Source organism: Streptomyces sp. NPDC048270 (assembly GCF_040652335.1).
Classification (GTDB): Bacteria; Actinomycetota; Actinomycetes; order Streptomycetales; family Streptomycetaceae; genus Streptomyces.
This window is the reverse complement of the sequence record NZ_JBEZLV010000022.1, coordinates 72,785-84,237: the sequence shown is the minus strand read 5'-3', so window position 1 is coordinate 84,237 and position 11,453 is coordinate 72,785. Positions and strand designations below refer to the sequence as shown.

Annotated in this window: 8 protein-coding genes and 1 pseudogene; 5 read left to right on the top strand and 4 right to left on the bottom strand. The window is 74.2% G+C overall.

All coding sequences use genetic code 11. The features are described 5' to 3' along the window. Positions 1-12 precede the first annotated feature (12 nt). Positions 13-456, top strand: a complete 444-nt coding sequence (locus AB0D66_RS20825; RefSeq protein WP_362305285.1) for a gamma-glutamylcyclotransferase family protein — start codon at positions 13-15, stop codon at positions 454-456. Between the two features lie 70 nt (positions 457-526). Here the strand turns inward: AB0D66_RS20825 and dnaG are convergent, their stop codons facing one another. From dnaG to AB0D66_RS20805, 4 genes and pseudogenes are all read right to left on the bottom strand, one after another. Next, the gene (dnaG, locus tag AB0D66_RS20820) at positions 527-2,428 is read right to left on the bottom strand and encodes a DNA primase (protein ID WP_362305282.1); all 1,902 of its coding nucleotides are present in this window, start codon (positions 2,426-2,428) and stop codon (positions 527-529) included. Between the two features lie 34 nt (positions 2,429-2,462). After that, the gene (locus AB0D66_RS20815) at positions 2,463-3,737 is read right to left on the bottom strand and encodes an FAD-dependent oxidoreductase (RefSeq protein WP_362305279.1); all 1,275 of its coding nucleotides are present in this window, start codon (positions 3,735-3,737) and stop codon (positions 2,463-2,465) included. Positions 3,738-3,830: 93 nt separating this feature from the next. Beyond that, the gene (locus AB0D66_RS20810) at positions 3,831-5,147 is read right to left on the bottom strand and encodes a deoxyguanosinetriphosphate triphosphohydrolase (RefSeq protein WP_362305276.1); all 1,317 of its coding nucleotides are present in this window, start codon (positions 5,145-5,147) and stop codon (positions 3,831-3,833) included. 36 nt (positions 5,148-5,183) lie between these two features. Next, positions 5,184-6,064, bottom strand: a pseudogene (locus tag AB0D66_RS20805) (sirohydrochlorin chelatase). Between the two features lie 371 nt (positions 6,065-6,435). Here AB0D66_RS20805 and AB0D66_RS20800 point away from each other — a divergent pair. The 4 genes from AB0D66_RS20800 to AB0D66_RS20785 all read left to right on the top strand — a co-directional run bounded on the left by AB0D66_RS20800 (position 6,436) and on the right by AB0D66_RS20785 (position 11,377). Further along, positions 6,436-7,050: an ElyC/SanA/YdcF family protein gene (locus AB0D66_RS20800; RefSeq protein ID WP_362305418.1), complete on the top strand. Its 615-nt coding sequence runs from the start codon at positions 6,436-6,438 to the stop codon at positions 7,048-7,050. A gap of 73 nt (positions 7,051-7,123) precedes the next feature. Continuing rightward, positions 7,124-7,888: a glucose 1-dehydrogenase gene (locus tag AB0D66_RS20795; protein WP_362305414.1), complete on the top strand. Its 765-nt coding sequence runs from the start codon at positions 7,124-7,126 to the stop codon at positions 7,886-7,888. Positions 7,889-8,011: 123 nt separating this feature from the next. Continuing rightward, on the top strand, positions 8,012-10,090 hold the full coding sequence (locus AB0D66_RS20790) for a molybdopterin oxidoreductase family protein (protein WP_362305273.1): 2,079 nt from the start codon (positions 8,012-8,014) through the stop codon (positions 10,088-10,090). A 249-nt stretch (positions 10,091-10,339) separates the two neighbouring features. After that, a complete protein-coding gene (locus tag AB0D66_RS20785; protein ID WP_362305411.1) occupies positions 10,340-11,377 on the top strand; it encodes an RNA polymerase sigma factor in 1,038 nt (345 codons plus the stop codon). Positions 11,378-11,453: the final 76 nt, after the last annotated feature.

Genomic DNA, 11,453 nt, shown 5'->3' with positions numbered 1-11,453 from the left:
AGGAGGACCCCCGTGACATCGGTCGTTCGGCCACAGGATCCGGCCGCACCGCTCCCGTTCTTCGTCTACGGGACGCTGCGCCCGGGCGAGGTGAACCACGACCTGTTCCTGCGCGGCCGCACGGTCGCGGAGGAGCCCGCGAGCCTGCCGGGGGCGGCGCTCTACGAAGGCCCCGGCTATCCCTACGCGGTCGACCGCCCGGGCTCGACCGTGGCCGGGGAGCTGATCACCGCGGCGCCGGAGGCCTACGGGGGTCTGCTGGCCGCGCTGGACGTGCTGGAGGAGTACGGGGGCCCGGGCCGCCCGGGGAACGTGTACGACCGGTTCGTCCGCGAGGCCCTGCGCGGCGACGGCACACCGGTCCGGGCCTGGGTCTACCTGGCGTCCCCGCTGGTCGCCCGCGACCTGCGGGAGTCGGGCACCGAGATACCGGGCGGCGACTGGCTCGGCCGCTGAGGGGCCGCCACGACCACGGGCCGCTGCGGCCGTCGGCTGCTACGCCCCCGGCTGCCACGCCCCCGGGCCGCTACAGCCCCTCGGCGCCGCGGTTGCGCAGCCGCTGGCCGTACTGCTGGAGCACCCACAGCTCCTCCTGGACCGCGGCCAGTTGCTCCGGCGGGGCCTGCGCTCCCAGTCGGGACAGGGTGCCCTGGATCTCGTGGACCCGGCGGTCGACGGCGCGCAGCCGCACCTGCACCAGCTGGACCCCCGCGTAGATCTCGTCGACCGTCTTCGCGTGGATGGCCTCGACCGCCAGCTCCGTGACGAGCGCGCGGACGGTGTCGTTGGGGGCCGCCTCGCGCACGCGCGCCAGGTAGTCCTCGGTGCCGAGCGAGGCCCCGCCGGCGTCCTGGACGGCCTGGCGCACCGCCGCGTAGGGCGGGGCGGTGAACTCGTCGATCCCGTACGCGTCGAAGGCCGGGGAGACCAGGGCCGGGCGCTGGAGCGCCAGCTTCAGCAACTCGCGCTCGGTGCGGTGGGCCGGGCTGCGCAGGTTCAGCGCGGGTCCGCCGGCCGGCTGGGCGGCGGTCGCGGGGGCGGCCTCGTAGGACGGCCGGCCCCGGCCCTGCTGCTGGGGCTGGCCGCCGCGTTCGCGGGCCCAGCGCGCCAGCTGCGCGACGCGCTTGACGACGAACTGTTCGTCGCGGATGCCCAGCATGCCCGCGAGCTGGACGGCGGACTCGTGCTGGATCGCGATGTTCTTGATGTGGGCGACGACCGGGGCGGCCTCGTCCAGTGCCGCCGCGCGGCCCGCCGGATTCTCCAGGTTGTGCCGGGCGACGATGTGCCGCAGCGCGAACTCGAAGAGCGGGGTCCGGGATTCCACCAGGCCGGCGACGGCCGCGTCACCCTGGGCGAGGCGCAGATCGCAGGGGTCCATCCCGCCGGGGGTGATCGCGATCGAGGTCTCGGCGGCGAACTTCTGGTCGTCCTCGAAGGCGCGCAGGGCCGCCTTCTGGCCGGCCGCGTCGCCGTCGAAGGTGAAGATCACCTCGGCGGTGGCGTTGTCCATCAGCAGCCGCCGCAGGATCTTGATGTGGTCCCCGCCGAAGGCGGTGCCGCAGGTGGCGATCGCGGTGGTCACCCCGGCCATGTGGCAGGCCATCACGTCCGTGTAGCCCTCGACCACCACGGCCCGCGAGGTCTTCGCGATCTCCTTCTTCGCCAGGTCGATTCCGTACAGGACCTGGGACTTCTTGTAGATCGCGGTCTCGGGGGTGTTCAGGTACTTGGGGCCGTTGTCGTCGTCGCGCAGCTTGCGGGCGCCGAAGCCGACCACCTCTCCGCTGATGTCGCGGATCGGCCACATCAGCCGGCCGCGGAAGCGGTCGATGGGCTTGCCGCTGCGGCTGTCCTGGGCGAGCCCGGAGGTGATCAGCTCCTTGTCGCTGAAGCCCTTGCCGCGGAGGAAGCGGGTCAGGTGGTCCCAGCCGGCCGGGCTGTAGCCCACGCTGAAGTGCGCGGCGGCCGCCTGGTCGAAGCCGCGCTCGGCCAGGAACTTGCGGCCGATCTCCGCCTCGGGGCCGCCCAGCTGGTCGACGTAGAACTGGGCGGCCGCCTTGTGCGCCTCGACCAGGCGGATGCGCTCGCCGCGGCCGCTGGTGCCGGCGGTGTAGCCGCCCTCCTCGTACCGCAGGGTGATGCCCGCCTGGCCGGCCAGGCGCTCGACCGCCTCCGAGAAGGAGAGGTGGTCGATCTTCATGATGAAGTCGAGCGTGTCCCCGCCCGCCTGGCAGCCGAAGCAGTGGTAGAGACCCTTGCTGGGGCTGACCTGGAAGGACGGGGACTTCTCGTCGTGGAAGGGGCACAGGCCCTTGAGGTTGCCGCCGCCCGCGTTGCGCAGCTGGAGGTAGTCGGAGACCACGGCGTCGATCGGGACCGCGTCCCGTACCGCCTTCACGTCGTCGTCGTTGATCCGTCCTGCCACGCGTGAAGTCTACGGCCGCACGGCGGCAAACCCGTCAGGCCCCCTCGGGCGCCGCCAGCGACGCGAGCGGAACCGAGGGGTCCGCCAGTTTGTCGCGGTCCACGGGCTCCTTTGACCTGATCAGGGCCTGGATGTGCTCGGTGACGTCCCACACGTTCACGTTCATCCCGGCGAGCACCCGGCCCTCCGACAGCCAGAAGGCGATGAACTCCCGCTTGGCCGCGTCCCCGCGGATCAGCACCTGGTCGTAGCCGCCGGGCGGCGCGTAGCCCGAGTACTCCAGGCCCACGTCGTACTGGTCGGAGAAGAAGTACGGCACCCGGTCGTACGAGACCTCCTGGCCCAGCATCGCCCGCGCGGCGGCCGGTCCCCCGTTGAGGGCGTTGGCCCAGTGCTCGACCCGCAGCCGGGTCCCGAGCACCGGGTGGTGGGCGGCGGCCACGTCCCCGACCGCGAAGACGTCCGGGTCGGAGGTGCGCAGGGAGGCGTCCACCGCGATCCCGCCCCCGTGCTCCCGGTCGACCAGCGCCAGCCCGGAGGTCTCCGCGAGCGCGGTGCGCGGCGCCGCCCCGATCGCGGCGAGCACCGCGTGCGCCGGGTGCTCCTCCCCGTCGTCGGTACGGGCGGCCAGCACCATGCCGTCGTGGCCGACGATCTCGGTCAGCCGCGCCCCGAAGTGGAACCGCACCCCGTGCTCGGCGTGCAGGTCCCCGAAGAGGCGGCCGATCTCCGGACCGAGCACCGCGTGCAGCGGGGTGGGCTCGGGCTCGATGACGGTGACCTCCGCGCCGTAGCCGCGGGCCGCCGCGGCGACCTCCAGGCCGATCCACCCGGCGCCCGCGATCAGCAGGTGGCCGTTGTCCCGGCCCAGCCCGGCCAGCACGCCCCGCAGCCGCTCGGCGTGCGCGAGGCGGCGCAGGTGGTGCACCCCGGCCAGGCCGGTGCCGGGGATGTCCAGGCGGCGCGGTTCGGCGCCGGTGGCCAGCAGCAGCTTGTCGTAGTGCAGGGCGGTGCCGTCGCCGAGGACCACCTTCTTGGCGTCCCGGTCCAGGTGGACCGCGGGCTGGCCGAGATGCAGCTCGACGTCGGAGGCCGCGTACCAGGAGGGCTCGTGGACGAAGACGCTGTCGCGGTCGTCCTTGCCCGTCAGATAGCCCTTGGACAGCGGGGGCCGTTCGTAGGGATGGTCGCGCTCGTCGCCGATCAGGATCACCCGCCCCGTGAACCCCTCGGACCTCAGCGTTTCGGCCGCTTTCGCCCCGGCCAGCCCCGCGCCCACGATGACGAACGTCCGGTGTGCGTCGACCACCTGATGCCTCCTCATAACCTCTCCGCCACATGCGACCACATGCGAGCGTCCCGCAATGAGCCTGCCGCGTGAAGGGGGAGTGGCCCGATCAGCTCACCTGTCGGCGCGTCGCGTGCGCTGGGTGAGGCGTGCGTGCAGGGAACGGGCTGCCGCGTCGGTGAGCGACGCGATCTGGTCGATGACCGCCCGTTTCCTGGCCTTGTCGTCCGGCGCCGCGTCGAAGATGGCCCGGAACTGCGGGTCCAGGCCCTCGGGCGCGCGGGCGCTGAGCGCCTCCGCGAGTTCGGCCAGGACGATGCGCTGGTCGGCGCGGATCCGCTCCTGCTCGTCGCGCTGCATCACATACAGGTCGGCGACCGCCTTGAGCACGGCGCACTCGTTGCGCGCCTCGCGGGGGACCACCAGCTCGGCGCCGTACCGGGTGAGGCGGCCGGAGCCGTACGCCTCGCGGGTGGCGCCCTCGGCGGCCAGGCAGAAACGGCCGATGAGCTGGCTGGTCGCGTCCTTCAGGCGCGCCTGGGCCACGGCCGAGCCGTCGTACCCGTGCGGCCACCACTCCTGCTCCATCAATCGGTCCAGGGCGGCGCGCAGCTCCTCGGGCTCGGTGTCGGCGGGCACGTAGCGGCCGATGGCGACCCGCCAGATCGCGGTGCGCTCGGGCTCGGCGAAGAGCAGGTTGGGGTCGAGGTGGCCCGCGTGCAGCCCGTCCTCGAAGTCGTGGACGGAGTACGCGACGTCGTCCGCCCAGTCCATGACCTGGGCCTCGAAGCACTTGCGGTCCGCGGGCGCGCCCTGGCGCAGCCACGCGAAGACGGGCAGGTCGTCCTCGTAGGCGCCGAACTTGACCGAGCCGGGATCGGTGGGGTGGTTCCCGCGGGCCCACGGGTACTTGGTGGCGGCGTCCAGGCAGGCCCGGGTGAGGTTGAGGCCGACGCTGACGAGTTCGCCGCTCGCCGGGTCGGGCACGAACCGCTTGGGCTCCAGCCGGGTCAGCAGGCGCAGCGACTGGGCGTTGCCCTCGAATCCGCCGCAGTCCTTGGCGAACTCGTTGAGCGCCTCCTCGCCGTTGTGGCCGAACGGCGGGTGCCCCATGTCGTGCGAGAGGCAGGCGGCCTCGACGAGGTCGGGGTCGCAGCCCAGCGCGGCGCCCAGTTCCCGGCCGACCTGGGCGCACTCCAGGGAGTGCGTGAGGCGGGTGCGGGGGCTCGCGTCCCAGTCGTAGGAGCGGGTGCCGGGGGTGACCACCTGGGTCTTGCCGGCGAGGCGGCGCAGGGCGGCGGAGTGCAGCACGCGGGCGCGGTCGCGCTGGAAGGCGGTCCGCCCGGGCCGCTTGTCCGGTTCGGCGGCCCAGCGTTCGGTGGCGGTGGGGTCGTACAGGTCGTCTGCCGGGGTGTGTGCGGTGCCTTCCATGAAGAGACGGTAACCGGAACCTCTGACAAACCGGGATCAGGCGGAGAGGAGTTCCGGCCGTTCGGCGCTGCGGGCGGCGGCGCCGAGGGACGGCGCGCACGCCCGGTCGTAGCGGTGGAGCAGCAGGCGGGCCAGCGCCGGGTGGTCGCCCAGGGGCGCGGCGGCGACGGCGGGCGCGGCCGCGGCGGCCTGGGCGGCGAACCGGCCGGGCCCGGCGAAGTACGAGGCCACGGCCGGCCGGTGGTGGCCGCGGGCGGCCAGCACGCGGACGGCCTCGGGGACGGTGGGGGAGGCGGCGGAGGCGTAGGCGGGGACCACCGGGACGCCGCCGAGGCGCTCGGCCAGCAGGGCGGCGGTGTGGCGGGTGTCGGCGGCGGACTCGGGATCGCGGGATCCGGCGGCGGCGAGCACGACGGCCGTGCCGGGGGTCCAGCCTGCTTCCGCGAGGCGTTCGTACAGGGCCTCGAGGAGCAGCGGGTGCGGGCCGAGCGGTGCGGCGACGGCCGCCCGCAGGTGCGGGGCGGCGGCGGCCGCGGCGGGGAGGTCGCGTTTGACGTGGTAGCCGCGGCCGAGGAGCAGCGGGACGAGGACCGCCCCGCCGCGCAGCTCCCGCAGGGTGTCGCCGAGCAGGGGGAGGTTCAGCTCGATGTGCCCGAGCCGGACGTCGAGGCGGGGGCGGAGCTCGCGGACGCGTTCGAGCAGGGCCAGGGCGGTGTGGAGGGCGCGCGGGTCGCGGCTGCCGTGGGCCACGGCGACGAGGGCGGGCTGCTGCATGGGTGGGCTCCGTGGGGCCGGGCGCGCGGCGGACGCACTCCGCCGAGCTGCGTGCCGAGTTGGGCGGTGATCCGGGACAGCAGTTCGGCGGCGCTGCCGAAGGGGAGGGGCAGGGTCTCGGGAGGGTGCACCGGCTCCGTCATGGACCGATCCTGCGCGCCGGAGGTTGCCGTCGCGTTGCGCCGGGGTGACGGGTGTTTTCCGGGTGCTCACCCCTCCGCTCGGTCATTCGTGCGGGTGAAAGGAGGGGAGGGCGGAACTGGGGGGCGGGGCCCGTTCGTCAATGCGTGCGAACGACGTGTGAGGCGTGGGGTGCGAGGGGGCGGTCATGAACAGGGACGACGGGACCGGGCCGGTGGCGCGGGCGGTGGCGTGGGCGCTGGAGGCGGCGCGGGTGATGGCGCGGACGGTGACGCGGAAGGCGGCGGCCCGTGCGGTGGCGCGGGCCGCGGCGGTCCGGCGGCCGGGGCCGCCGCGCGGGGTGCGGGCGCGGCGCCGGGCCGTGCAGCTCGTGATGGCGGGCTGCGCGCTGGCACTGCTGCCCGCGGCGTGGACGCACGCGGCGGCCGCGGACCGGCTGCGGACCACGGCCGACGCGCCCCCCGCCGAGGTGGCGGTGGTGTTCGGGGCGGGGCTGTGGAACGGCCGGCCGACCCCCTATCTGGCCACCCGGCTCGACGCCGCCGCCGAGCTGTACCACGCGGGCAAGGTGAAGGTGGTGCTGGTGACGGGGGACAACAGCCGCAGGGAGTACGACGAGCCGGACGCGATGCGCAGGTACCTGACCGGGCAGGGGGTGCCGGACGGACGGATCGTCAGCGACTTCGCCGGCTTCGACACATGGGACTCGTGCGTCCGGGCCAAGGAGATATTCGGCGTCGACCGGGCCGTGCTGATCAGCCAGGGCTTCCACATACGCAGGGCCGTCGCCCTGTGCCGGGCGGCGGGCCTGGAGGCGTACGGGGTCGGGGTGCCCGACGAGCACGACGCCACCTGGTACTACGGCGGGACGCGCGAGGTCTTCGCGGCCGGCAAGGCGGCGCTGGACGCGGCCTTCAAGCCCGATCCGCGCTTCCTGGGACCGAAGGAGCAAGGGGTGTCGCGGGCTCTGGGGGCTCTGGCAGACTGACGCGGCGTCGGCTATGCCGATTAGTCATATACCGAGTCGGTCCGTTCGAGCGTCAGAGGTGTGAGCCGTGGCTGTGGTGGATCTCAGCGGCAAGGTCGTCGTCATCACGGGCGGGGCCCGCGGCCTGGGCGCCGCGGCGGCGCAGGCCGTGGTGGACGGGGGCGGCAGGGTACTGGTCACCGACGTGCTGGAGGCGGAGGGCGCGCAGAGCGCCGCGAAGCTCGGCGACGCGGCACGCTTCCTGCGCCACGACGTGACGAGAGAGGCCGACTGGCAGGCGGCGCTGGAGTACGCGGTCGCCGAGTTCGGCCGCGTCGACGGACTCGTGAACAACGCGGGGATAGCCACCGGCCAGTTCCTGGAGCACGAGAGCGTCGAGCACTTCCGCCAGGTCGTGGAGATCAACCTGGTCGGCGTGTTCATCGGCATCAAGACCGCGATCCCGCTGCTCCGGGAGAACGGCGGCGGCTCCATCGTCAACATCTCCTCGGCCGCGGGCCTGACCGGCCTCGCGCTCACCGCCGGGTACGGCGCGTCCAAGTGGGGCGTGCGCGGGCTGTCCAAGATCGGCGCGGTCGAGCTGGCCGAGGCCCGGATCCGGGTGAACTCCGTACACCCCGGCATGACGCTGACCCCGATGACCGCGCCCGTCGGCATCCAGGCCGGCGAGGGCAACTACCCGGGTGCCCCGATGGGCCGTGTCGGAGCCCCCGAGGAGATCGCCGCCGCCGTCGCGTTCCTGCTCTCGGACGCCGCCGGCTACATGACGGGCGCCGAGCTCGCGGTCGACGGCGGCTGGACGGCCGGCCCGACCGTGCAGCACCTGACCGGCCGGTGATCCCGGCCGCCCCGCGGCCGCGCCGGGCCTCACAGCCGCCGCCGGGCGCCGCTGAGCCGGAGCAGGCCGACTTGTAACGCGGGGCGGCGGCCCGTGTAACACCGCCGTCGCAGGCTGGGCCATATGCACACCCCGGAAGCAGCCGCCACCGCCACGCACTGTCCGTACTGCGCGCTGCAGTGCGGCATGAACCTCCGCCCTGAACCGGGCGGCGCAGGCGTCGCGGTGGAGGAGCGGGCGGACTTCCCCGTCAACCGGGGTGCGCTGTGCGGCAAGGGCCGTACCGCCCCCGCCGTGCTCTCCTCCCGGGTGCGCCTGACCGGGCCGCTCGTCCGCACCCACGCCGGGCGGCTCGAACCGGCCACCTGGGAGGAGGCCCTCGACGCCGTCGCCGAGGGCCTCGCCCGCACGGGCCGCGACCACGGGCCGGACGCGGTCGGGGTCTTCGGCGGCGGCGGGCTCACCAACGAAAAGGCGTACGCGCTCGGCAAGTTCGCCCGGGTCGCCCTGCGCACCTCGCAGATCGACTACAACGGCCGGTTCTGCATGTCCTCGGCCGCCGCCGCGCACCAGCGGGCCTTCGGCCTCGACCGGGGCCTGCCCTTCCCGCTGGAGGACATCCCGCGCACCGGCTGCGTGATCCTCGTCGGCTCGAACCTCGCCGAGACCATGCCGCCCGCCCTGCGCTACCTCACCGAGCTGAAGGAGAACGGCGGGACCCTGATCGTCATCGACCCCCGCCGCACCCGCACCGCCGAACAGGCCGACCTGCACCTCGCCCCGCGGCCCGGCACCGACCTCGCGCTCGCCCTCGGCATGCTGCACCTCGTCGTGGCGCAGGGGCGCACGGACGAGGAGTTCATCGCCGAGCGGACCACCGGCTGGGAGGCGGCCCGGGCCGCCGCCATGGCCCACTGGCCGGAGCTGGTGGAACGCATCACCGGCGTCCCCGTGCCCAGGCTCCGCGAGGCCGTCGAGATGTTCTGCGCGCCCTCCACGGCGATGGTCCTGACCGCCCGCGGCCCGGAGCAGCAGTCCAAGGGCACCGACACCGTCGGAGCCTGGATCAACCTGTGCCTGGCCACCGGCCGGGCCGGCCGCCCGCTCTCCGGCTACGGCTGCCTCACCGGCCAGGGCAACGGCCAGGGCGGCCGGGAGCACGGCCAGAAGGCCGACCAGCTCCCCGGCTACCGCAAGCTGACCGACCCCGCGGCCCGGGCCCACGTGGCCGGCGTCTGGGGCGTCGACCCCGACACCCTGCCCGGCCCCGGCCGCAGCGCCTACGAACTCCTCGACGCCCTCGGCACCGACGTCCGCGCCCTCCTCCTCATGGGCTCCAACCCGGTGGTCTCGGCCCCCCGCGCCGCCCACATCGAGGACCGCATCCGCTCCCTGGACTTCCTCGCGGTCGCCGACGTGGTCCTCTCCGAGACGGCCGCCCTCGCGAACGTGGTCCTGCCGGTCACCCAGTGGGCGGAGGAGACCGGCACCACCACCAACCTCGAGGGCCGCGTCCTGCTGCGCCGCCGCGCCCTGACCCCGCCGCCCCAAGTCCGCACCGACCTGGAGGTGCTGCACGGCCTCGCCGCACGCCTCGGCGTCGAGAAAGGCTTCCCCACCGCCCCGGAGGAGGTCTTCGACGAACTGCGCCGCGCCTCCGCCGGCGGCCCGGCGGACTACTCGGGCATCAGCTACGCCCGCATCGAGGCCGAACAGGGCGTCTTCTGGCCCTGCCCGGACGGGGCCGCGGGCACCCCCCGCCTCTTCCTCGACCGCTTCGCCACCGACGACGGCCTGGCCCGCTTCGTGCCCGTCTCCCACCGGGACGCGGCGGAGGTCCCCGACGCGGACTACCCGCTGCTCCTGACCACCGGCCGGGTGGTCGCCCAGTACCAGTCCGGCGCCCAGACCCGCCGCGTCGAGGAGCTCAACGCGGCCGCCCCCGGCCCCTTCGTGGAACTCCACCCCCGCCTCGCCGCCCGCATCGGCGCCGTCGACGGCAGCCCGCTGGCGGTGACCTCCCGCCGCGGCCGGGCCGTGGCCCCGGCCCGCATCACCGACACCATCCGCGCGGACACCGTCTTCATGCCCTTCCACTGGCCGGGCGAGGGCCGCGCCAACACCCTGACCAACCCCGCACTGGACCCGGTCTCGCGCATGCCCGAGTTCAAGGTCTGCGCGGTCCGCGTCGAACCGGCCTAGACCCGCGGACGCGAGCCGCCCGGGGCGGGGCCCCCGCGCGGCGACGGGATCGGACATGGGTGCGGACCGCTTCGGGCGGGCCCCCGGGGGGTAACCATCCGGTCACGCACCGGACTCAGAAAGTGCTCGCACGCCCCTCGTGACAGTGATGTGTCGTACCCCACACTGAGTTGCGGTGCCTGAGTCCTCGGACCCCTGGAGGTCGCCCCCGTGCAGACCCAGACGCAGCCCCCGACCGTCACCCCGACCGTGACCGAGCAGCCCGAACCCGAGGCCGAGGCCATGGACGAAGAGCCGGAACCCCTCGAACTCGTCGACCAGATCGAGCAGGTGCCGGTCCAGCGCAAGCGCGTGGACAGCGGCGCCGGGGCGGCGGGGCCGTCGGCCGACCTGTTCCGGCAGTACCTGCGCGAGATAGGCAGGATCCCGCTGCTCACCGCCGCCGAGGAGGTCGACCTCGCGCGGCGCGTCGAAGCCGGCCTGTTCGCCGAGGAGAAGCTCTCCGGCACCCCGGACCTCGACTCCCAGCTCGCCTTCGACCTCGACAAGCTCGTCGTCATGGGCCGCATGGCCAAACGCCGGCTCATCGAGTCGAACCTCCGCCTCGTCGTCTCCGTCGCCAAGCGGTACGTGGGCCGCGGGCTCACCATGCTCGACCTCGTGCAGGAGGGGAACCTCGGGCTCATCCGGGCCGTCGAGAAGTTCGACTACGCCCGCGGGTTCAAGTTCTCCACCTACGCCACCTGGTGGATCCGGCAGGCGATGTCCCGGGCCCTCGCCGACCAGGCCCGGACCATCCGCGTACCCGTCCACGTCGTGGAGCTGATCAACCGCGTGGTGCGCGTCCAGCGCCGCATGCTCCAGGAGCGCGGCTACGAGCCCACCGCCGAAGAGGTCGCCGCCCACCTGGAACTGACCCCCGAGCGGGTCCTCGAAGTGCTCCGCCTCGCCCAGGAGCCGGTCTCCCTGCACGCCCCGGTCGGCGAGGAGGACGACGTCGCGCTCGGCGACCTCATCGAGGACGGCGACGCCGCCTCGCCCGTGGAGTCCGCCGCGTTCTTCCTGCTGCGCGAGCACCTGGAAGCCGTGCTGTCGACCCTCGGCGAGCGCGAGCGCAAGGTCGTCCAGCTGCGCTACGGGCTCGACGACGGGCGCCCGCGCACCCTGGAGGAGATCGGCCGGATCTTCGGCGTGACCCGCGAGCGGATCCGCCAGATCGAGTCCAAGACCCTCAACAAGCTGCGCGACCACGCCTTCGCCGACCAGCTGAGGGGCTACCTGGACTGATCCGGGACAGCGGAAGGGGGCGCCCCGAAGGACGCCCCCACCCCGCCGTCCGGCCGTCGCCGGCTGCTCGGCCACC

Coding starts and splice junctions, on each gene's coding strand:
- AB0D66_RS20810 (WP_362305276.1), bottom strand. CDS start 5,147: ATGGAAGGCACCGCACACACCCCGGCAGACGACCTGTACGACCCCACC.
- AB0D66_RS20800 (WP_362305418.1), top strand. CDS start 6,436: ATGGCGGGCTGCGCGCTGGCACTGCTGCCCGCGGCGTGGACGCACGCG.
- AB0D66_RS20790 (WP_362305273.1), top strand. CDS start 8,012: ATGCACACCCCGGAAGCAGCCGCCACCGCCACGCACTGTCCGTACTGC.